This is a genomic window from Mesorhizobium sp. M7A.F.Ca.US.006.04.2.1 (assembly GCF_004022915.1).
Classification (GTDB): Bacteria; Pseudomonadota; Alphaproteobacteria; order Rhizobiales; family Rhizobiaceae; genus Mesorhizobium; species Mesorhizobium ciceri.
Genome location: NZ_RZQA01000019.1, coordinates 1 through 19,569, shown reverse-complemented (window position 1 = coordinate 19,569; position 19,569 = coordinate 1). Strand labels below are relative to the sequence as shown.

The following is a 19,569-nucleotide window of genomic DNA, read 5'->3' as shown; positions in this document are numbered from 1 at the left end:
CCCGCGAGGCGATCGACCTGATCGAGCGCGCGGTCGAAAAGCGCCAGGTGCTGACCATCGACTATTCCGACGAGGCCGGCCGCGGCACCGCCCGCGATATCCGCCCGCTCGGCCTGTGGTTCTGGGGCAAGGTGTGGACGCTGGTCGCCTGGTGCGAGATGCGCGACGATTTCCGCGCCTTTCGTATCGATCGCATCGCCTCGGTGGTCATCGCCGGCCGCATCTTCAAGCCGGAGCGCGGCAAGCAGCTTGCCGACTTCTACCGCGCTGTGGAGCGCAGCGAGGACTATGGCATGGCGCCGGACCGCGCCGCGCGCAGCTGAGACCTGGCGCAGCTACAAAAAAAGCCCGCTCGAAGCGGGCTTTTTCTTGGAATATCAGACAACCTCACTCGTCGTCGTCATTGTCCGTGTTCTTCGACTTCAAGGCAGAGAGCTTGGCGAACACGGCGTTGGCGTCGAGTTCGGCGTCCTCGTCCTTCGGCTTCTCGGGAGCCGGCACCAACCGCTCGGTCAGGGCCGCCGGCAGCAGCGTGTCGCCGACCGGCTGCGCCTGTTCGCGGCCGCGCGAGGCGCGGTTGACTTCCATGTCGAGGTCGATCTGCGAGGCGAGACCCAGCGTCACCGGGTCCATCGGCTGCAGATTGGCTGAGTTCCAGTGCTTGCGCTCGCGGATCTGTTCGATCGTCGACTTGGTGGTGCCGACGAGGCGCGAGATCTGCGCGTCCTTGAGCTCGGGATGGTTGCGCACCAGCCACAGAATTGCGTTCGGCCGGTCCTGGCGCTTCGACAGCGGCGTGTAGCGCGGACCCTTGCGCTTGGATTCGGGCACCCGCACCTTGGGGTCTGAAAGCTTCAGGCGCTGGTTCGGATCCTTCTCGGCACGGGCGATCTCGTCACGGGTCAGCTGTCCGGTCATGATCGGGTCCATGCCCTTGATGCCTTGCGCCGCTTCGCCGTCGGCGATTGCCTTGACCTCGAGCGGATGCAGCCCGCAGAACTGCGCGATCTGCTCGAAGGAAAGTGCGGTATTGTCGACCAGCCAGACGGCGGTCGCCTTGGGCATCAGCAGCGTATTGGCCATTTTTACAAATCCTTCTCGTTCGCCCGCGTTCCCGCGCGGGCGGTGGTTTAGAGCCACCAAAATGGGAAATTCGCGGTCTGTATAACCGCTCTCGGGGCGTTTCGCAACGTTTTTGGAGCAAAGACCGGAAGCCGTGGGTACTTACCGAAAACGTTCCGCGCTCTTGAACAGAACGACAAGCTGGCTTCGCTGGCGAGTTCCGGTCTTGGCAAAGATCGGTTGAGGTAGGGCACCCCGGTCAATCAGGGTTCGCCCTTGTGAAAGCGCCGAGCCAAGATGCCATGCAGGAAACTGAGGTCAACCCTGCTCGATGGCCGGTATCGGTTGGGACGGTCGTTGATCTCCCGCCCAAAACGACAAAACCCGCCGGACTGGGTCCAGCGGGCTCGGAACCGCGACAAAGTTCGTCTGGTGCGGCTCTGGCTTCCACGGCTTGGGTCCGCCGGAGCGGACCAGGACGTGGCTTTAGATAGCCCTGCGGGCGATCTTTTCGATGTCGGCGCGGTTGATGCCGAGATCGCTGAGCTGACGTGCGTTGAGACGGCTCAGTTCGCGGACGGTCTCGGTGTACATACGCCAGTTACGGAAAGCGCGGATCGGGTTCATGGTAGTCCCTCCAGAATGATGTTCGTTTCGATGGTGCTCAAATAGGCGTCATCGATGAGGACTTGAATGGCTGATTTTGCATAGCAATGATGCAAATGCTGCATTGCAGCATTAAGCTTCTGTTCATCTTGTGGGCAGCGAGGCGCTGACCTCGCGCGCTGTCAGCCTACGTCGAGCACGATCTTGCCGATATGCTCACCCTCTTCCATGCGCTCATGCGCCCGCCAGGCTTCGCTGAGCGGGAAGATCATGTCCATCACAGGGGCAACCTTGTGCGTGCCGAGCAGCGGCCACACCTGCGCTTCCAGCGCCGCCGCGATCGCCGCCTTGAACTCGACGGTTCGCGGCCTCAGCGTCGAACCTGTGTGGGTAAGCCGCTTGACCATGATCTTCGAAAAGTCCGCGCTTGCGACAGCGCCGGCCTGAACGGCGATCTGGACGATGCGGCCTTCGACCGCCGCGGCTTCGTAGTTGCGCGCCACATAGTCGCCGCCGACCATGTCGAGGATGACATTGGCGCCTTTGCCACCCGTTGCCTCCTTCACCGCGGCGACGAAATCCGCCTCGCGATAATTGATCGCCCGGTCGGCGCCGAGCTTCAGGCAGGCGTCGCATTTCTCCTTGCTGCCGGCAGTGGTGATGACATAGGCGCCGAAGGCGGAGGCAAGCTGGATTGCTGTCGTGCCGATGCCGGACGAGCCGCCATGGACGAGCAGCGTCTCGCCTTTCTTGAGGCCGCCACGCTCGAACACATTGTGCCAGACGGTGAAGTAATTCTCCGGCACCGCCGCGGCTTCGGTGTGGGTGAAGCCGGCGGGCAACGGCAGCACGCTCCCTGCATGGACCTTGACATATTCGGCATAGCCGCCGCCGGGCGTCAGCGCACAGACGCGGTCGCCAATGCGCCAGCGTGATATGTCGTCGCCAAGGGCCGCCACTTCACCCGATGCTTCGAGGCCCGGCAGGTCGGATGCGCCGGGCGGTGGCGGATAGGCGCCTTTGCGCTGCTGGACGTCGGGCCGGTTGACGCCGGCGGCATGCACCTTGATCAGGATCTCGCCGGGGCCGGGCTGCGGCACGTCGCGTGTTTCCGGCTTCAGCACCCGAGGGCCACCTGGCTCCGAGATCGCGATGGCCGTCATTCTTGCCGGAATTTTCTGTCCGCTCGCCATGAGATTTCCCGTCTTTCCTCGCCGTTATCCGACCGGCTGTTTGCATCGACGCCCCTGCCCTATGTATGCTGATTGCCAAATCAGGCAAATGGCCAATCTGGTCTTGGCGGAGGAGGAGCGACAATGGCGATCTTCGACGACGAACCCAAGAAGAAGGCGCGCCCGCACGAGATCGGGCAGGACCTGTCATTGCTTTCCGTCAGCGACTTGACTGAGCGGATCGGCATCCTGCGCGACGAAATCGCCCGCCTGGAAGCCGAACTCAAGGCCAAGGACACCACCAAATCCGCGGCCGAAGCACTGTTCCGCCGCGGATAGGCGCTCGGGCGTAAAGCCCGCCGCCGAAAAGCCCGAATGCGACTGTCTTCAGACGCAGCGTCCCCGCCAAACCTGAGCCGGATCAACCAATGTTCGCAACCTACCGACCGATCCTCTCGCTGCTTCGCGGCACCGCTTTCCTGCTCGCGGCATCTGGTTTGCATGGGCTGCTTCTGCCCCTGCGCGGTCAGTTGGAAGGCTTCTCGACCGCATCGCTCGGCCTGATGGGCACGGCCTGGGCCGGCGGCTTCGTCACCGGCTGCTTCTTCGCACCGCGCATCGTGCGCCGCGCCGGCCACGTGCGCGCCTTTGGCGCCTTTGCCGCATCCGGCGCCATCGTGGCGCTGCTCACCGGGCTGATCATCGACGAGTATGTCTGGATCCTGCTGCGCGCCTTCACCGGCTTCACCATGGCCGGCGCCTTCATGGTCATCGAAAGCTGGTTGAACGAGAAGGCCACCAACGAGAACCGTGGCACCGTCTTCGGCCTCTACATGATGGTGACTTATGCCTCGATCATGGGTGGGCAGATGATCGTCGCCGGCGGCGACGTGAAGTCCGCGTCGCTGTTCATGATCACCGGCATCCTGTTTTGCCTGTCGCTCATTCCGACGGCGGTCTCGACCGCCTCCCACCCCAAGCCGCTGCAGGATGTCTCACTTGATGTCAGGGGCCTTTATGCCAATTCGCCGGTGTCGGCGGTCGCTTGCGTGCTGATCGGCATCGCCAACGGCGCCTGGGGCACGCTTGGCGCGGTCTATGGTGCACGCATCGGCATTTCCACGGCCGAGATCGCCCTGATGATGAGTCTTGTGGTCGTTGCCGGTGCCGCCATGCAGCTTCCGGCCGGGCGCCTGTCCGACAAGACCGACCGGCGCTTCGTGCTGGCGGGGGCGGCTTTCGGCGGGGCCTTCTTCGCGCTCATGATCTTCCTGTTCGAGCCACGCTCCGGCGTCTTCGTCATCGTCTTCACCGCCGCTTATGGCGCCTTCGCCTATACGCTCTATTCCATCGCCGTGGCGCATGCCAACGACCACGCGCGCTCGGAGGATTTCGTCAAGGTATCTGGCGGGCTGTTGCTGCTCTATGGCTTCGGCACGATGATCGGACCTTTGCTTGCGGCTGCCCTGATGGGCTGGATGCGCCCGGAAGGTCTGTTCCTGGCGACCGCCTTCGCGCATCTCTGCCTGGCGGGCTACACGCTGCTGCGCATCAGCCGCCGCGCGCCGGTGCCGATCGGGGATCGTGACGCCTTCAAGACGCAGCCGGCCGACCGTTCGGTCACCCCGGAAGCATTGCGGCTTGATCCCAGAAGAAAAGCAGAAGCAGACGGTTGAGATTCGAAAGGCTTTGCCTCACTAATACAGGCATGATGTTTTCCGACGCCTTCATGGCGATTGCCGATCCCAACCGGCGCCATCTTCTGGAAGAACTTCGCCGCGGCCCGAAAACCGTCACCGAACTGGCCGCCGGCTTGCCGGTCTCGCGCCCAGCCGTGTCGCAACATCTGAAAGTGCTGCTCGATGCCGGCCTGGTCCACGCCAAGCCGGAAGGAACAAGGCGCGTCTATACGGTGAGCGGCACTGGCTTCCTCAAACTCAACATCTGGCTCGATCAGTTCTGGGAAGCCTGACCCGATCAACCGTTGTTGTAGGGGAAGAACTTGAAGTAGGGCTGCGCCTCCCCGATCACCCGAGCGAAGGCGGGGCGCTGCAGCAGGCGGTCGTGATAGCGCTTCACAGCCGGGTACCTGTCGCCCAACGGCTCGACCTTGTTGGCATAGAACAGCGCGGGGGAGGCTGCGCAATCGGCCATGGTGAAGCTGTCGCCCATCGCCCAGATCTTCGACTGCATGTCGTGTTCGATGATGGCGTAGGAATTGCGCAACCGGTCGCGAGCCTGCTCGACGCCGAACGGGTCGGTCTTGTCGCCGGGACGCAACCGGTCGCCGACAATCTTCTGCATCGGCTCCTGCACATAGAAATCATAGAAACGGTCAGCTTGGCGGACGGCCAACGCCATGTCGATCTCGGCGGGAACGAGGTCGACCGGCCCCGGATAGTGCGCGGCCAGATATTCGACGAGGATGCTCGATTCCAGCACCGTACGGCCACGCGCATCGTCGCGCAGCGCCGGCATCTTGCCGGCCGGCGAGATCTTCAGGCAGGCCGCGCGCGATTCAGCATCGCCAAGGTCGACGATGACAGGCGTGAACGGCGTGGCGTTCTCGTACAGCGCGATCAACGGCTTCCAGCAGAAGGAGGCCAGCGGATGGAAATGAAGTGTCAGGGACATTTTTTGCTCGTCTGTTTCCTGGATTGTCGGTGGCCGCTACCATGCGGCACGCCTGTTGCGGTTAGCCTTGTCCGTCAAACCAGCCTATGCTGCTTCAACCGGCTTGGACATGCGCGATGATCGCTGCGGACATCTCGGCCCAGTCGTCCGGATGCAGCTCGTGGCCGCCACCTTCGATGCGAATGAGTCTTGCGCCGGTGACCGTCTCGGCCAGCGCCTCGCCGTGTTCGACCGGAAAGATCGGATCCGCCGTGCCGTGAATGACCAGCAGCGGCGCCGCGATCTCGTGCAGGCGGCCCTTCCAGGCGGCGCCGCCCTTGAGCATGAAATGGTTGGTCGCGCTCAGGAAGCCGCCGGAGCGGTCGTAATCCTGCTCGACAAAGGCCCGTATCCCCGCCGCATCGAATGAATGCGTGGTGCTGGCGATCGCCCGCGCATCCCTGACGATGAAATCGACCACTTGACCACGGTCCGACCAATCGACTTTGGCGCCCTCGGCCGAGTGTTCCATGTAGGCTTCGGTCGTCCCGGGAAGGCCGGATGTGTCGATTCCCACCGGCGAACTGCTGATCACAGTCAGAGATACGACACGCGAGGGATGTTTCAACGCCACAAGCTGCGCGATCATGCCGCCCATCGACATCCCGACGACATGCGCCTTGCCGATGCCGTGGTCGTCCAGAACATGCATTGCATCGTCGGCCATATCATCGAACGTGTAGGGCGGCTCTCCCGGTTTGGATTTCGTCGAACGGCCGGTATCGCGATTGTCGTAGCGGATCACGAACAGGCCGGCACCGGCCAGTTTCCGGCAGAACGCCTCCGGCCACCACAGCATCGAGGCCATCGCTCCCATGATCAGCAACAGCGGCGGGTTCGCCGGATCGCCAAAGACTTCGGATATAATCTCAGGGCGTTCGGTGGTCCTCATCACGCAGTCTCCTCTCTGCAAAACTGATTGCATTTTGCAATCGGTTGCACGATAATAAAACTGATACGATAATGCAACCGGTTTTGGAGAAAAATCTCATGAGCATGGATCGCCGGTCCGGGTGCCCGATCAATCTGTCGCTGGAAGTCTTCGGCGACCGCTGGAGCCTGATCATCCTTCGCGACATGATCTTCGGCGGCAGGCGCCATTTTCGCGAGCTGCTCAACGGATCGATGGAAGGCATCGCCTCAAACATCCTCGCCGACCGGCTGAAGCGCCTGATGGAGCTGGGCATGCTGACCAAGGCCAACGATCCCTCGCACAAGCAGAAGGCGATTTACAGCCTGACCGAGATGGCGATCACGCTGGTTCCGATCCTGGCCCATCTCGGCGCCTGGGGCCGCGTCTGGCTGCCGGTCAGCGACGAATTGTCGATCCGCGCCGAACTGCTGGAAAAGGGCGGACAGCCTATGTGGGACAAATTCATGGACGAGTTGCGGCACGAGCATCTCGGCATGCCGCTCGATACAATGTCTGGCCTTTCTGTCCGCGCGACCTTGCAGGCCGCCTACGAGGCGGTGGTTGCCAGCAAGGCCCTCGCCGCCAGCCCGGCCGCGTAACCAACTTATTTTCCCGTTTTGGGGCCGGCTCTGCTAGAAGAAGCGGAAAATCACAATTCACGGGATTGGATAAGGTCTTGGTTGAGAACTCTCGGGATGCTGCCCGCGCACGCGCCGACCTGCGCTTCAAGAAGCAGGAAGAGGCGGCAACCGTCCGCCAGAAGGCGATGGCCGAATACGCCGCCGAGAGCGATGCTCGCCAGGCCAAGACCAACAAGCTGCGGGCACTGCGTCTCGCCAAGGAAGCGGAAGACCTCGCCAACGCGCCGGCGGAACCCGCCAAGAAACCGGCCCGCGCCAAGAAGAAGTAGCCCAGCCACGTCTGGAGCCATACAAGCGGCAACGCTTATCCGGAAGAGCGGGCGAAGGCTGCTTTCCATCCTGCCTTTTCACGCGAAGCAATTTCAACCGGAACGGGGATGTTATCTCGCCCGCCGACGATCGATGATCGACGCGTTTCAAACAGGAGACCGCCATGACCGCACTGCCGCTCGAAAAAGCCAGGCAAATCATCGAAACCGCCTTTGCCAAGGGCTCCGATCTCAAGCTCAAGCCGCTCGGCGTCGAGCACCGAGACGCCGGCGGGCATCTGGTCGCCTTCCAGCGCCAGGACGGCGCCTCGTTCCTGCGTCCGCAAATGTCGGCCGGCAAGGCCTATGGTGCGCTCGCCATCGGCATGGGCTCGCGCAAAGTCGAGGCCTTCGCCAAGGAGCGCCCGCATCTCGTCGCCGGCATCTCGGACGTCTCGGGCGGGCGCGTGCTGCCGGTCGTCGGCGGCGTGCTGATCCGCGACAAGGCCGGTGCCATCATCGGCGCCGTCGGCATTTCAGGCGACACGTCGGACAATGACGAAGCCGCGGCAATCGCCGGCATCGAGGCCGCCGGTTTCACCGCCGATCCGGGGTGAGGTCGGGAACTTCGTCATCCACGGGCGGAGCAGGAGCGAGGCTCCGTCGCGCAGACCCGAGGATCCATTCCGTAACATCAGCCGTAGAGTGCAGCGGAGCAGAAACTTCCGCCTTCCGCGCCGGGGACCTAATTCAAATTGATGTCCCGGCTGGCCGACCGCATCGACACCGCGAATCCGGCCAGCACGTCGAACAGCGCGATGACCATCAGGGTGAAGAAAACGGAATGGGCCGCACCCTTCACCAGCAGGAACTCGACCAGGAAGGCCACGAAGACCAGCGTCGACAGAAGATGGTCCATGATCGAGGCGTTGGTGGTGCGCACCGACTTCGCCATTTCGAGGAACAGGAAGATCAGCCCGATCAGCACCATCAGGTCGCCAAGCGTCATCGAGAACACGCCACCCGACATCATGCTGAATGAGAAGACCTCGCTTGCCCACGGATCGTCACCGCTGCCGAATATTCCCAGCAGTCCGAGATTGTAGAGCACGAAAGGCACGATCAGCAGCGGAATGGCACCGAACATCTGGCGTCTCCATGTGGGGGCAATCCTTTGTAGAATGCGCCACAGGCACGCCGTCAAGATGTTTCGATGGCAGCGTTGAACACGGTCGAAGACCGCACGCAACAACAATGTCAGCCGGTTGCCTGCAACGATTGCCGCCCACGCGTCGAGATGCGCGCTACCCGCCCCCCAAACGCAAAAGAACCGGCCACTGGCCGGTCCTTTTGGAATTCAAACCTTTGGAAGGTTGGTCTCAGCTTTCCTTGGGCGTCAACACCTGGCGACCGCGATACATGCCGGTCTTCAGGTCGATATGGTGCGGACGGCGCATTTCGCCGGAATTCTTGTCCTCGACATAGGTCGGGGCCTTGAGGGCGTCGGCCGAGCGGCGCATGCCGCGCTTGGACGGAGAGGTTTTACGTTTCGGAACGGCCATGGATATGCTCCACTACATGGTCAAAAGCCCCGCCCGCCCTCGTGAAAGGGCCATGTCGGGGCCTAAATCTGAGAAAGTCGGGTGCCTATACACGCCCTGTACCGTTTTGGCCAGCACTGGCGCGAATTTTTTTGGATCGGCTAGCGGAGACAACCGACATAGGCGCCCGAGCGGCCGGCTCGCCGCTCGATCAGATTGGCAAGCCGCCTCAGGCCAGGCCCGGGCTTGGCCGGATTGCGGGCGATCGGATTTGGCAAAGAGACCGCAAGCAGGGCGGCCTGCCGTCGCGACAGCTGTTTTGCCGAGACGCCGAAATGGTGCTGTGCCGCGGCCTCGATGCCGTAGATGCCCGGCCCCCACTCGGCGATGTTGAGATAGATTTCCATGATGCGCCGTTTCGACATCACCGCATCGAAATAGACGGCCAGCGGCAATTCGACCACCTTGCGCACCGAGCCCAGCGGCCGCGACCAGAGATACAGGTTCTTGACCGTCTGCATGGTGATGGTCGAGGCGCCGCGCGTCGCTTCGCCGGCCAGCGCATCGTCGACGACGCCTCTCAGCTCGCCGAGATCGACGCCACGATGAAAGCAGAACTGCCCGTCCTCCGACATGATGACGGAATTGGCCAGCACCGGCGACACGTCATCGATCGACACCCAGCGGCGGTCGTAACCGGAGAAGGTCGCCAGGTCCTTCAGCATCAGCGTCGAGACAGGATGCACGAAGAACGGCAGGTACAGAAACGTCAGCACGACCGGAATCAAAGCCAGCACCGCGGCCACGACGATGCCGCGCCGGACCCAGCGCTTGAGACCACGGCGGTTTACGCCCCGCGATCTCGTCGCCATGTCCAGCTTTTCGGTTTCATGATCGACGATCGGTTCCGCCAAGCCGCCCAACCCGTGCCAGAGAGCTCGTTTTGAAACGCGCTCCTGTGAGTCATGTGACGGTGTTTTCGAGAACCGGAGCGGAGCGTACATTAGAGTACGCAAGCACCGGAAGCGCAGAAAACGCCCTCAGATGACCGCAGGAGTAGAGTTTCCGAACGGGCTCATACTGCTCCGGCATAATGGCGCTTGCCTTCTTGCGCAACGTCTGAGTGTCGGCTACCGGTCCCGGCCATGACGAATGACGACCAAATGGCGTTCGAAATGGCGCTGATCAGGCGGGCAGCCGCCGTCGAGGTGCTGCTGCGGCGACTGCTCGACGACCGCGCGCTTTCGGGCGAGATCGCCCGGCCGGACCGGCTGATGGCGGCGATGCGCCATGGCGTGCTGAACGGCGGCAAGCGCCTGCGGCCCTTCCTGGTCATGGAAAGTGCCGCCCTTTTTTCCGCCGACGGCGAGGCGGCACTGCGTGTCGCCGCCGCACTTGAATGCGTGCATTGCTATTCGCTGATCCACGACGATCTGCCCGCCATGGACGACGACGACCTGCGTCGCGGCCAGCCGACCGTGCACAAGGCCTTCGACGAGGCAACCGCGATCCTGGCCGGCGACGCCCTGCTGACGCTGGCCTTCGACATCATTGCCGGCGAGTCGACTGCGCTGCCGGCGGAGCGGCGGGCAGCCCTGGTGCTGGCGCTTGCCCGCGCCGCCGGAGCAGGCGGCATGGTCGGCGGCCAGAAGCTCGATCTCGAAGCCGAACAGACGCCGCCGGACGAGGCCGGCATCATCCGGCTGCAGGCGATGAAGACCGGCGCGCTGATCCGTTTCGCCTGCGAGGCAGGCGCCCTCATCGCCGGCGCCCCGGCCGATGACCGCGAGCGGCTGGCCGAATTCGGCTCGGCGATCGGTCTTGCCTTCCAGCTTGCCGACGACCTGCTCGATTTGACCGCCGACGCCAGCCAGATGGGCAAGGCGACCGGCAAGGACGCCGCCGCCGGCAAGGCGACGCTGGTGGCCTTGCATGGTGCGAATTGGGCACGTGGCCAGCTTCACGGCCTCGTCCAACAGGCGCATGCGCTGCTTGAGCCCTATGGTGACGATGCCCAGTTGCTGAAAGAAGCGGCGACATTCGTGGCGGCGCGTAACAGCTAAGGTTGGTGCCAGCCGGAACATCGAGCTGATTGCACGCACGTCCCCGCCGGCCGGTTCTGAAATAGAACTTGAGCGGAAGCCTGCCGAGGCAGAGGATTGACATCCGCACGGCAAGCACGCGGTGCGGATAAGAGTTGGAGGATGCCATGTCGACCACCGACAAGCTGTTCAGCGGTTCCATTCCCGAGATCTACGACCGGGCGATGGTGCCGCTGATCTTCGAGCCATATGCGCGGGATCTGGCGGAGCGGGTGTCGAAGCTCGGGCCGCAATCGGTGCTCGAAGTGGCGGCGGGCACCGGTGTGGTGACACGTGCGCTCGCAGCAAAGCTGCCGGCGCAAGCGCGCATCGTGGTCACCGACCTCAACCAGCCCATGCTCGACCACGCACGCACGCGGATGGTGGACGATCCTCGCATCACCTGGCAGCAGGCCGATGCTCAGGCGCTGCCCTTCGAGGACGCACAGTTCGACGCCGTGGCCTGCCAGTTTGGCGCGATGTTCTTCCCCGATCGGGTGGGCGCCTACGGGCAAGTTCGGCGCGTGATGCGGCTGGGCGGACACTTCCTGTTCAACGTCTGGGGTGCCATCGAAGAGAACGAGTTTGCCGATGAGGTGACGCGTGCGCTCGGCCATTTTTTCCCGGCCGATCCGCCTCGCTTCATGGCAAGGACACCGCATGGCTATCACGATGCGGACGTCATCCGCGCCGACCTGCATGCCGCCGGCTTCCGTAACATCACCATAGAGCCGCTGGATGCCGTCAGCGCCGCTTCCTCGCCATATGAGGCGGCCACGGCCTATTGCCAGGGCACGCCCCTGCGGGCCGAGATCGAGGCGCGCGGTGGCTCGCTGGAGGAGGTGACGCGATACGTGGCGAATGCCCTTGGGAAACGGTTCGGGGAAGGCCCGGTAAGTGGCCGCATCCGCGCCCTCGTCGTGGAAGCGGCCTAGGCGCGCTGTCCATCCGGCGGCTCGCACGGCTCGCCTGCCCGCACGAACGAAATTTTAATGTAAATGAAGCGTAATCCCGGCCATTAAAATGGTGCGTATGTGTTGGGGTTGCGCATGCCTGAATATTCGTCCTTCATCCGGTCGGTCCGGATCCGCTATATTTCAGGGTTGCTGATCTTCGCGCTGGCTTCCGCCGGCATCGTGATTGCACTTGATCGCGTCAATTCCTTTCGCCGCGACATCGATGCGCTGAGCAGCAATCTCGTCATCTTCACCCGAGACCTGCGCAACGCGACCAACTTTGCCGAGACGACCGGCACCGCCTGGCGGGCGGAGACACGCGATGCCCTGACCACATCGGCGCGCGGCCATTCGGAGCGCCTGACCGGCGAGATCGAGACGCTGACCGCCCAGCTTGCGGCGATCAAGCCGCGGCTGTCGATCAAGACCGTCGACGAACTCCAATCCGCTTCAGTTAACGGCGATCTGTTCTGGTCGCCGCGCGACATGGTGCGCAATTTCAACCTGATGTCGGTGGCGCAGAAGGTCGATGAGTGGAGCTATCGCGAAATCCGCAACCAGAATGACCTGTTCGCCCAACCCATGCTGGTTCGCGTCCGCACCGCCATGGATGATGAGCGCCATCTGGCCGATGCCTCCAGCGACAGGCTGTTGTTGTGGGCCAGCGGCATCCTGTTCGCGGCCCTTGCCATCGTCGCCTTCTGGATCTTCCGCCCGATGGAAGTGGCGATCCGCCGCGCCTTTGCCGAATCCGCCGAATCCCTGTTCAAGGCCGAGGCCGCCGACCGCGCCAAATCGGAATTCCTGGCCAATATGAGCCACGAAATCCGCACGCCGATGAACGGTGTGCTCGGTATGGCCGAACTGCTGGCCAAGACCGATCTGACCCCACGCCAAAAGACCTTCACCGACGTTATCGTGAAGTCCGGCAACGCGCTGCTCACCATCATCAACGACATCCTCGATTTCTCCAAGATCAATGCTGGCCAGCTCACCCTCGACCCTGCTCCCTTCCGCCTTTCCGAGGCGGTCGAGGACGTGGCGACGCTGGTCTCGGCTCGCGTCGCCGAAAAGAACCTCGAACTGATCGTGCGCGTCGATCCGCGCCTGCCGGCCCATGTCGTCGGCGACGCCGGCCGGTTCCGGCAGATCATCACCAACCTGCTCGGCAACGCAGTGAAGTTCACCGAGAAGGGTCACGTGCTGATCGACGTCGGCGGCGAGATCGTCAACGACGTGGTCCAGCTCAAGATCCGCGTCGAGGACACCGGCATCGGCATACCGGCCGAGAAACTGCAGAACGTGTTCGAAAAATTCGCGCAGGTCGACGGCTCGTCCACCCGCCGTCATGAAGGCACGGGGCTGGGGCTCGCCATTGCCGCCCGCCTCGTCGACCTGATGGCAGGCAAGATCGGCGTCGAGAGCGAGATCGGCCGCGGCTCGGTGTTCTGGTTCGCGGTGCCGCTGCCCGCGCATCAGGCCGCGGCGCGAGACGAGATCGTGCCGGTCGACGTTACCGGCGCGCGCGTGCTGGTCATCGATGACAATCCGGTCAACCGCGAAATCCTGCTCGAGCAGCTCAGAAGCTGGAGCTTCGACTGTGCCGCCGCCGAAAGCGGCGCCGTCGGCCTGGCCTTCCTCGATCGCGCCTTTCAGTTGGGCGCCGCCGTCGACTGCATCATCCTCGACTACCAGATGCCCGGCATGAACGGCGCCGACGTCGCCAGGGCAATTGCTTCCGACAGCCGGCTGTCCTCCATCCCGGTGGTGTTGCTGACCTCGGTCGACCAGGTCGATTTCGGCAAGATGATCATCGACTTCGGCATTGCCGCGCATCTGACCAAGCCGGCGCGCTCCGCGGTCCTGCTCGGCACCGTTATCTCGGTCGTGCAGAAGGCCCGTTCGCAGGTCGGCAAGGCGCAGTTTGTCCGCGAACCGATCGTCCAGGCTCCCCCGGCAGCGCCGCCCGCCTTTACCGTCATCCGCGGCCCGGCGCTGCCAGTCGCGGCAGCACCGGAATCGACAACCACGCCGAACGGACCGATCGACATCCTGATTGCCGAGGACAACGACGTGAACCAGCTGGTCTTCGGCCAGATCCTCAATGGCTTGGGCTTGAGCTACCGCATCGCCGGCAACGGCCGCACGGCGGTCGAGATGTACCGGGCGCTGCGCCCCAAGCTGATCCTGATGGACGTCTCGATGCCGGAGATGAATGGCTACGAAGCGACCCGCGCGATCCGGGCCATGGAGACCTCGACGGGCACCCACATTCCGATCATCGGCGTCACCGCGCATGCGCTGAAGGGCGATCGCGACAAGTGCATCGAATCGGGCATGGACGACTATCTGCCGAAGCCCGTTTCGCCCGACCGACTGGGCACCAAGATCGGCACCTGGCTCAGCGAGACCGTGGTGGCCAAGACGGCGTAAAAGCCGGCCCTATTGGTCAGGCCGGATCAGCGCAACCGGCCGATCGGGATGATTTCCGGCGAGGTCACACCATAAGGTGTGCCCTGCCAGTCACCCAGCCACTGCTCGACCAACAGGCCAGTCTCGTCCAGCATCCCCGCAAGATCTTCCTTCTTGGGGAACGCGATCTTGGATTCGGCGCCCAGAACAGGTCTACCGCCCGGAATGTCATAGAAGGTCGAGTAGGTGACGATGCCGGTAGCGGCATCGTGTTCGGCATCATACCAGGCTTTGACCGTGCCGAGGCCGGGATGCGTAACTGCCCGTTCGGAGCGCTGCGGTGTCCATTCCAGCCATTCCTCCTCGGCGGGATTTCGTGTGTCGAAAATGAAGAGCCCGCCGGGAGCGAGATGCTCGGCGATGGTGCCCAGCACCGCCATCTGATCCTCGCCTGTCAGGAAAACCTGGAACGCATGCCCGGTGAGCAGGACCAGGTCGAAACGCCGCCCGAGCCGAACAGTTCGCGCGTCGGCCTCGACCCAGTCGACCCTGTCGCCGCCGGCCCTGCGCCGCGCCACGTCGAGCATCGCCGATGCCGGATCAACGCCAGTGACATTATGCCCCTCGGCAAGTTCGGCAGCCAGTTGGCCAGTGCCACAGCCGAGATCGAGGACCGAGCCGCGATTTACGGCAAGACCGATACAGTAATCAAAATCGGCACGGCCGCTTTGATTCTCGATATCATAGAACTGGACGAAGTCGGGATCGCTGTAGATAGGGTCGGTCATAGTCGCTGCCCATACTCCAAATTTCCAGCTGCAGCCCATCAATGCATCAGGCGGCTGCGTCGAGGCGATAGCGGCGCATCCAGTCGAGGCTCGTGTCGTCGGAGAGCTTTGCAACGCCGGGCCTCACGTCATCGGCATTCGGCGCTTGAACGCCCAAGACTTCGCAGATGCCTAGCAATGTCGCCGCCGGATTGCTCGAAAGGCGCTCGTAGCCAACCCGAAGCGGGGTTATGCCTTGCTCAGCGAACCAGATGTTCCATGCCGCATCATAGGTCTCGAGTACCTCGACCTCACGCCTGATCCGCTCGAAATCATATTGGGGCTCTTTCGGCGGTGCGACCCTTTCGATCTCGGTGCCGTCGGGAGCGATATGCCAAAGACCGGTCTGCTCTGCCTTGATCAGGGAGACAGCCTGCGCAAGCTTGTCTTCCCGCGAGAGGTGTATGTAGAGAACATTGCCGAATGCTCTTTCGAACCGTGCTCTGTCGGATGGCAGTTTTGGGAAAATCCGGTCGAGGATCGCCGAAAGCTCATCCAGATTTTCGCGCATCAAGCGGAGGCCGAAGAGGCCGGTCCCACCCTTGCCGGCGGCGATCGCGGCATCGAGATACGCGGCATCGAATTCGAGCTCGCTCATCGCGGCGCGATCGGGCAACTTCCACTCTTCGGCCCACTCCACCACGTCCTGGCGCCGATAGAATGAGTGCGGATCACCGGCCGTCTTCGTGGACGCCAGAAGCTTGCACAGCAAAGTGCTCCCCGTCCTCGGCGTACCGCAGATAATGTATCCATCGAACATGTTGTGCCCACGCGGCTTGTCAAAGGCAGGGGCTGTCGCTCCTGGTAACATGGCCGCCGCCATAGCTGAAATCCTTGCTGGATGCGACGCCACGGCTGTCGCTTTTTAAATGCCTCTCTCAGACAAAATACCCTGCCGGCAGGGGTCAAATTACCGGTTGCGCACCACCACGCATGCCCCACCGATGCTTTGCAATTTCTGGCAGATGACGTTTGCATCGGCGCGGTGGTCGACACCGATCCTGACCGCATAGATACCCCGCCGGCCGATCGGCGTGCGCACCCGGCTGACCACTGGATCGTGCCCATTGAGCAGGGCCGGGAACCGGCTCCTTACCCTGAGCCACTGGTTGATCGCGGCACTGCGGCGGAAATTGCCGGCCACCTGGATGCCCCACGGCTTTACGTTGATCGAGGCCATCGCCACGGTCCGCGACATGATCACCGGCAGTTTTCGGCAAGCGACGGCAAAATCCGCCTTAGCGTCGAGCGGTTCGACCCTTCCGGCATAGGCTCGGTCGGTGAACTTGTCGGCTGGTTCGCCCATGATGTCGAAGACATAGCTTTCGGTTTCCATCGGCAGGAAACCGCCGGAACTGAGCCAGCGCGACACCCGGCTCTCGCCGGCATTGTAGGCGGCGGCCGCCAGGCCGAGATTGCCGTAGCCGGTTTTCATTTCGGCGAGATATTTCGCCGAAGCCGGGATCGCCTGATTGATGTCGAAGGAATTGGCAAGCCCGCGCATCTTGGCGGTTCCCGGCATGAACTGGGCAATGCCTTCGGCGCCGACGGGACTGACGGCGTTGGGATCGAAACGGCTCTCCTTCCAGATCAGCCGGGCGAAGAAATCCCTGGGCAAACCATTCTGGTCGGCATGCGCCTGGATCAGGTTGCAGACCTTGTCGATAAGCCGTTGCTTGGCGGATTGCGGCGGATCGGCCTGAGCCAGTGTCGACCAGACTAGCCCACACAGCAGGACCAGCGTCGCCCACAGGAAACGCCGCATTTGACCTACTCTGCCGCGGCCTTGCCGCCGCGACCGAACCGCTGTTCGATATAGTCGGCGACCATTTTCTCGAAATCCGCCGCGATCGACGGTCCGCGCAGCGTCGCCGCCTTCTTGCCGTCGACGAAGACAGGCGCCGTCGGCGTCTCGCCGGTGCCGGGCAGCGAAATGCCGATATCGGCATGCTTGGACTCGCCCGGGCCGTTGACGATGCAACCCATCACCGCGACCTTGAGGTTCTCGACGCCGGGATATTTGTCGCGCCACACCGGCATGTTCTTCCTGAGATCTGCCTGGATGTTCTGAGCGAGCTCCTGGAACACGGTCGAGGTCGTGCGGCCGCAGCCGGGACACGCGGCGACGATCGGCACGAACTGCCTGAACCCCATCGTCTGCAGCAATTCCTGCGAAACCTGCACCTCGCGCGTGCGGTCGCCATTCGGCTCCGGCGTCAGCGAGATGCGGATGGTGTCGCCGATGCCTTGCTGCAGCAGGATGCCCATGGCGGCCGACGAAGAGACGATGCCTTTCGAGCCCATGCCGGCTTCGGTCAGGCCGAGATGCAGCGCATGGTTGGAGCGGGTGGCGAGCTCGGCATAGACGGCAATCAGGTCCTGCACGCCGCTGACCTTGGCCGACAGGATGATTTTCTCGCGGCCAAGGCCGATCTCTTCCGCCATCTCGGCCGAGAGAATGGCCGACTGCACGATCGCCTCGCGCATCACCTCTTGCGCCGTCAGCGGAAAACCCTTGTCCTGGTTGTCGTCCATCAGCCGGGTCAAAAGCTCCTGGTCGAGCGAGCCCCAGTTGACACCGATGCGCACCGGCTTGTCATGCCTGATCGCCATCTCGACGATGTCGGCGAACTGCCGGTCCTTCTTGTCCTTGAAGCCGACATTGCCGGGGTTGATCCGATATTTGGCCAGCGCCTCGGCGCAGGCCGGGTGATCGGCCAAGAGCTTGTGGCCGATATAGTGGAAGTCGCCGACCAGCGGCACGTTGATGCCAAGCCGCTGAAGCCGCTCATGAATGCGCGGTACGGCGGCGGCACTCTCGTCGCGATCGACGGTGATGCGCACGATCTCGGAGCCGGCCCGGTGCAGTGCTGCGACCTGCGCGACGGTCTGGTCGATATCGGCCGTGTCGGTGTTGGTCATCGATTGGACGACAACGGGCGCGCCGCCGCCGACGACCACGCCGCCCACATCGACGCCGACCGAGGTGCGGCGGGGGAAAGGAGAGGAAAAATATCCGGTCATGCCGGCAGCCTTTTGTCTCTGGAGCATCTTGTGTCCTGCATGGGCGCACAACGACGCCCCGGGCCGATGCGCTGAGGTCCGGGCATGAGGTGGAGGAGCAAAGATGGCTTGTCAATGGCGACAGGTCGCCACTGGCCGGAATCGGCACGCCGCCAACGACCAAAAACAATCGAGGATCTGGCGAAACGGGCGACGGCCGAAGCGGATATTAAGCCGGTGCAAGTCCAGCTTCGGCTGACAGACCGGTGCTGGGAAATCAAACCCCTCCACGCCGGCGGCGGGGAGCCGCCGGGAAAAGAGGCCGCGGATACCGGGCGGCTATGTCAGGAGGGCATCAATGCGTGGTCGGTTTTCCTCTTAGTTTTTCAATCTCGTCCTTGAGTGCCAGCTTGCGTCGCTTAAGATTCACGATTTCGAGGTCGTCGACCGATGGATGATTCATCGCGTCATCGATTTCACGTTCGATGTCGCCGTGTTTCCGCTGCAACTCATCAAGATGGGATGCAAGAGACATGATTGGTTCTCCCTTTCATGGTTTTCCTCGATTGCAACCGTCACGGCGCGTCCACCGCAGGTTCGCTTCTGTGACGGCACGGTGACAGTGTGTCACCTTCCGCGGGCGATGTCGAATGATCCGTGGTAGCATTCCACGACACTGTGAAATGTGATATGGGCTGCACGCCGGTGACAAAACACCCGGCCCCGCCCAATCAGGCCCAGCTTTGGGCGCCGCAGACGTGCAGACGGTAGAGAATGTCCGATCAGGAACAGGCCGATATTCGCCTCGAATTTTCCCGCCTGAAGCAGGAACACGCCGATTTCGATGCAGCCATCAACGCGATGATCGCCATGGCCTGCGATCCGCTGCAGATCCAGCGCATGAAGAAGAAGAAGCTGTTCCTCAAGGACCGGCTGATGGCGCTGGAAGACAAGATCATTCCCGACATCATTGCTTGAACGATGTGAAGTGCTGACGCTGATCGAGCGCCAGGCAGCGGCGATCTGCATCTCCCTGCGCGGTCGTGTGACGGTGCCTTTGGCCGGTCAATCGTTGGGCTCTTTTTCGCCGGTGCACTAGCCGCGACGGCGCGTCCTGCCGGGCGATCTCGCACATGGAGCACCTCGAACTCGACGGCTTCGTCGCACGCTCTCGGTCAGTGATCCCACCGTTCTGACGGATTGTCCGGCGACGCCGCTGGGAAACCTGCGCCTTCGCGCGGCTCAGCCCCGGCCGTCGACACAGATCACCGCCCGCCCCTCAAAACAATAACTTTACAAATATTTGTATTTATGTGAAGTCATGACGATTGAAGGATCGACCATGACAGCCACTCGTTTCGCCACGCGCCTAAATTCCTTTGCCTCGCGGCCGCAGGCCGAATGGCCTGATCTTACCGGCAAGCCGTCGCTGCT

24 protein-coding genes are annotated in these 19,569 nt (G+C 62.8%); 11 read left to right on the top strand and 13 right to left on the bottom strand.

The window, feature by feature from the left end:
- Window positions 1-323, top strand: a 323-nt coding sequence (locus EN925_RS02385; protein WP_127307732.1) for a WYL domain-containing protein, incomplete at its 5' end; no start/stop codon positions are given.
- A 64-nt stretch (window positions 324-387) separates the two neighbouring features.
- On the opposite strand, the gene EN925_RS02380 is transcribed toward EN925_RS02385, so the two are convergent.
- The 3 genes from EN925_RS02380 to EN925_RS02370 form a co-directional block, all read right to left on the bottom strand.
- Window positions 388-1,083, bottom strand: a complete 696-nt coding sequence (locus EN925_RS02380; RefSeq protein ID WP_013529237.1) for a DUF1013 domain-containing protein — start codon at window positions 1,081-1,083, stop codon at window positions 388-390.
- 465 nt (window positions 1,084-1,548) lie between these two features.
- The gene (locus EN925_RS02375) at window positions 1,549-1,689 is read right to left on the bottom strand and encodes a DUF1127 domain-containing protein (protein ID WP_127369267.1); all 141 of its coding nucleotides are present in this window, start codon (window positions 1,687-1,689) and stop codon (window positions 1,549-1,551) included.
- A 161-nt stretch (window positions 1,690-1,850) separates the two neighbouring features.
- Entirely contained in the window at window positions 1,851-2,861 is a 1,011-nt protein-coding gene (locus tag EN925_RS02370; RefSeq protein WP_128336315.1) for an NAD(P)H-quinone oxidoreductase, read from the bottom strand.
- 123 nt (window positions 2,862-2,984) lie between these two features.
- Between EN925_RS02370 and EN925_RS02365 the strand changes: the two genes are divergently transcribed.
- The 3 genes from EN925_RS02365 (at window position 2,985) to EN925_RS02355 (ending at window position 4,812) form a co-directional block, all read left to right on the top strand.
- Window positions 2,985-3,179: a DUF1192 domain-containing protein gene (locus EN925_RS02365; RefSeq protein ID WP_023810953.1), complete on the top strand. Its 195-nt coding sequence runs from the start codon at window positions 2,985-2,987 to the stop codon at window positions 3,177-3,179.
- Between the two features lie 89 nt (window positions 3,180-3,268).
- Window positions 3,269-4,516 carry an MFS transporter gene (locus tag EN925_RS02360; protein ID WP_024502978.1) on the top strand — a complete coding sequence of 416 codons (1,248 nt, stop codon included), beginning with the start codon at window positions 3,269-3,271 and terminating at the stop codon, window positions 4,514-4,516.
- Between the two features lie 32 nt (window positions 4,517-4,548).
- Entirely contained in the window at window positions 4,549-4,812 is a 264-nt protein-coding gene (locus EN925_RS02355; RefSeq protein ID WP_013529232.1) for a metalloregulator ArsR/SmtB family transcription factor, read from the top strand.
- A gap of 5 nt (window positions 4,813-4,817) precedes the next feature.
- Here EN925_RS02355 and EN925_RS02350 read toward each other — a convergent pair whose 3' ends face one another.
- Both EN925_RS02350 and EN925_RS02345 read right to left on the bottom strand, forming a co-directional pair.
- The gene (locus tag EN925_RS02350) at window positions 4,818-5,474 is read right to left on the bottom strand and encodes a glutathione S-transferase family protein (RefSeq protein WP_127369266.1); all 657 of its coding nucleotides are present in this window, start codon (window positions 5,472-5,474) and stop codon (window positions 4,818-4,820) included.
- A gap of 94 nt (window positions 5,475-5,568) precedes the next feature.
- Window positions 5,569-6,405: an alpha/beta hydrolase gene (locus EN925_RS02345; RefSeq protein ID WP_024502976.1), complete on the bottom strand. Its 837-nt coding sequence runs from the start codon at window positions 6,403-6,405 to the stop codon at window positions 5,569-5,571.
- A gap of 98 nt (window positions 6,406-6,503) precedes the next feature.
- On the opposite strand from EN925_RS02345, the gene EN925_RS02340 reads away from it, so the two are divergent.
- The 3 genes from EN925_RS02340 to EN925_RS02330 all read left to right on the top strand — a co-directional run bounded on the left by EN925_RS02340 (window position 6,504) and on the right by EN925_RS02330 (window position 7,932).
- Complete coding sequence (locus EN925_RS02340) at window positions 6,504-7,025, top strand: helix-turn-helix domain-containing protein (RefSeq protein WP_127385308.1); 522 nt, start codon at window positions 6,504-6,506, stop codon at window positions 7,023-7,025.
- A 77-nt stretch (window positions 7,026-7,102) separates the two neighbouring features.
- The gene (locus EN925_RS02335) at window positions 7,103-7,336 is read left to right on the top strand and encodes a hypothetical protein (protein ID WP_013529228.1); all 234 of its coding nucleotides are present in this window, start codon (window positions 7,103-7,105) and stop codon (window positions 7,334-7,336) included.
- 164 nt (window positions 7,337-7,500) lie between these two features.
- Window positions 7,501-7,932 (top strand): heme-binding protein, encoded by a 432-nt coding sequence (locus tag EN925_RS02330; RefSeq protein ID WP_128336313.1) that lies wholly within the window; start codon window positions 7,501-7,503, stop codon window positions 7,930-7,932.
- A gap of 128 nt (window positions 7,933-8,060) precedes the next feature.
- Here EN925_RS02330 and EN925_RS02325 read toward each other — a convergent pair whose 3' ends face one another.
- The 3 genes from EN925_RS02325 to EN925_RS02315 form a co-directional block, all read right to left on the bottom strand.
- On the bottom strand, window positions 8,061-8,462 hold the full coding sequence (locus EN925_RS02325) for a hypothetical protein (protein WP_013529226.1): 402 nt from the start codon (window positions 8,460-8,462) through the stop codon (window positions 8,061-8,063).
- 232 nt (window positions 8,463-8,694) lie between these two features.
- The gene (rpmF, locus tag EN925_RS02320; RefSeq protein ID WP_008834724.1) at window positions 8,695-8,877 is read right to left on the bottom strand and encodes a 50S ribosomal protein L32; all 183 of its coding nucleotides are present in this window, start codon (window positions 8,875-8,877) and stop codon (window positions 8,695-8,697) included.
- Window positions 8,878-9,017: 140 nt separating this feature from the next.
- Window positions 9,018-9,779, bottom strand: coding sequence for a transglycosylase domain-containing protein (locus EN925_RS02315; protein ID WP_013529225.1), 762 nt, complete (start codon window positions 9,777-9,779; stop codon window positions 9,018-9,020).
- A gap of 222 nt (window positions 9,780-10,001) precedes the next feature.
- Here EN925_RS02315 and EN925_RS02310 point away from each other — a divergent pair, with 222 nt between their 5' ends.
- From EN925_RS02310 to EN925_RS02300, 3 genes are all read left to right on the top strand, one after another.
- A complete protein-coding gene (locus tag EN925_RS02310) occupies window positions 10,002-10,919 on the top strand; it encodes a polyprenyl synthetase family protein (RefSeq protein ID WP_024502973.1) in 918 nt (305 codons plus the stop codon).
- 146 nt (window positions 10,920-11,065) lie between these two features.
- Window positions 11,066-11,872 (top strand): methyltransferase domain-containing protein, encoded by an 807-nt coding sequence (locus tag EN925_RS02305; RefSeq protein WP_013529223.1) that lies wholly within the window; start codon window positions 11,066-11,068, stop codon window positions 11,870-11,872.
- Window positions 11,873-11,986: 114 nt separating this feature from the next.
- Window positions 11,987-14,326 (top strand): response regulator, encoded by a 2,340-nt coding sequence (locus EN925_RS02300; protein WP_127368894.1) that lies wholly within the window; start codon window positions 11,987-11,989, stop codon window positions 14,324-14,326.
- A gap of 26 nt (window positions 14,327-14,352) precedes the next feature.
- On the opposite strand, the gene EN925_RS02295 is transcribed toward EN925_RS02300, so the two are convergent.
- From EN925_RS02295 to EN925_RS02275, 5 genes are all read right to left on the bottom strand, one after another.
- Window positions 14,353-15,093: a class I SAM-dependent methyltransferase gene (locus EN925_RS02295; RefSeq protein ID WP_063173214.1), complete on the bottom strand. Its 741-nt coding sequence runs from the start codon at window positions 15,091-15,093 to the stop codon at window positions 14,353-14,355.
- Between the two features lie 46 nt (window positions 15,094-15,139).
- Window positions 15,140-15,892: a Stf0 family sulfotransferase gene (locus tag EN925_RS02290; protein ID WP_164753857.1), complete on the bottom strand. Its 753-nt coding sequence runs from the start codon at window positions 15,890-15,892 to the stop codon at window positions 15,140-15,142.
- 150 nt (window positions 15,893-16,042) lie between these two features.
- Entirely contained in the window at window positions 16,043-16,897 is an 855-nt protein-coding gene (locus tag EN925_RS02285; RefSeq protein WP_127368892.1) for a lytic transglycosylase domain-containing protein, read from the bottom strand.
- A gap of 5 nt (window positions 16,898-16,902) precedes the next feature.
- Window positions 16,903-18,156 (bottom strand): flavodoxin-dependent (E)-4-hydroxy-3-methylbut-2-enyl-diphosphate synthase, encoded by a 1,254-nt coding sequence (ispG, locus tag EN925_RS02280; protein WP_164894110.1) that lies wholly within the window; start codon window positions 18,154-18,156, stop codon window positions 16,903-16,905.
- 334 nt (window positions 18,157-18,490) lie between these two features.
- A complete protein-coding gene (locus EN925_RS02275; RefSeq protein WP_013529217.1) occupies window positions 18,491-18,670 on the bottom strand; it encodes a YdcH family protein in 180 nt (59 codons plus the stop codon).
- A gap of 239 nt (window positions 18,671-18,909) precedes the next feature.
- On the opposite strand from EN925_RS02275, the gene EN925_RS02270 reads away from it, so the two are divergent.
- Window positions 18,910-19,113, top strand: coding sequence for a DUF465 domain-containing protein (locus EN925_RS02270; RefSeq protein WP_013529216.1), 204 nt, complete (start codon window positions 18,910-18,912; stop codon window positions 19,111-19,113).
- The last annotated feature ends 456 nt before the right edge of the window (window positions 19,114-19,569 follow it).